At 67.1% G+C, this 1,122-nt stretch carries 1 protein-coding gene; it reads right to left on the bottom strand.

The features are described from left to right. The coding region (locus ACODS4_RS28105) for an IS3 family transposase (RefSeq protein ID WP_488869179.1) at nucleotides 1–587 on the bottom strand (587 nt) is incomplete at its 3' end. Between the last annotated feature and the right edge of the window lie 535 nt (nucleotides 588–1,122).

The following is a 1,122-nucleotide window of genomic DNA, read 5'->3' as shown; positions in this document are numbered from 1 at the left end:
CCGACGCGGCTCATGCTTGGCTGGACGCCGTGGGCCTTCAGACGCTCGACGTAGGCCCGGCAGGCGTACTGGACGCCACGATCGGAGTGGTGAACCATCGGCCCCCCTCCCCGCGCGGCCAAGGCGCCGTCCAGCGCCTCCAGCGCCAGTTCCGCGCGCAGATGGTCGGCCAACGCCCAACCGATCACCCGTCGGGACCAAGCGTCCAGCACCACCGCCAGATAGGCGAACTCCCCGCCCAGCCGGACATAGGTGATGTCGGCCACCCACAACTGATTCGGCCCGCTCAACGTCAAGCGGCGCGCCAGGTTGGGCCAAACCGGAAAGTCATGACGGCTGTCCGTCGTCGTCGGCGCGAACGCCGCCCGCCGCAGGCTCAGCAGATTGTCCTCCCGCATCAGCCTCAGCACCCGCTTGTGGTTCGCCAGCCGCCCCTCACGGCGCAGCAGCGCCGTGATCCGCCGATAGCCGTAATGCCGATGCGCCAACGCCAGGCGCTGGATCGCGTCGCGCAGGTCCGTCTCCTCCGCCCTCGGAGCGCGCTCCCGCCAATGCCGGTAGAAACCCGCCCGGCTCACCTGGGCCAAGCCGCACATCCGTTCCACCGAAAGCCTGCCTTGCCGCTGCGTCAGCGCCTGGATGGCGGCGTAGACGCCCTCTCGCCAGCCGCGTTCATCGACCGACGCGACTCCTCGACCCGCTGCAAGGCTTCGCTGAAAAAATCCAATTCCAACTGCTGACGCGCGACCGTCCGCTCAAGCGCCGACACCCAGGCGCGCGCCTCCGGCCCAAGCTGAGCCAAAGCAGCTTCCGACGGCGCGCCGGGAGCTGGAACCTCCGGCGCCGTTCCCCCAACCGCACCTGACCGCCGATAGCCACGCTGACGACCGGGAGCGCGCTCCAATCCAGCCTCCCCATCACGAGCAAAAGACGCCCGCCAGCGGTAAATCCGCGAACGGAACACACCACTTTCTCGTTCAAGGTCCGTCACCCGTTCGCCAGCCTCAAGCCGACGAACCAGCGAAACCTTGAACTCAACACTTCGCTTCTCTCCCATCCGTCCTCTCCCACAGAGAGCCGGAACACTTTAGCAGAATCTCAAAATTGGGGGGCATTCCAGCG

The sequence above is a fragment of the Azospirillum sp. FG154 genome (assembly GCF_057809575.1).
This window is presented reverse-complemented; position numbering and strand designations above follow the sequence as displayed.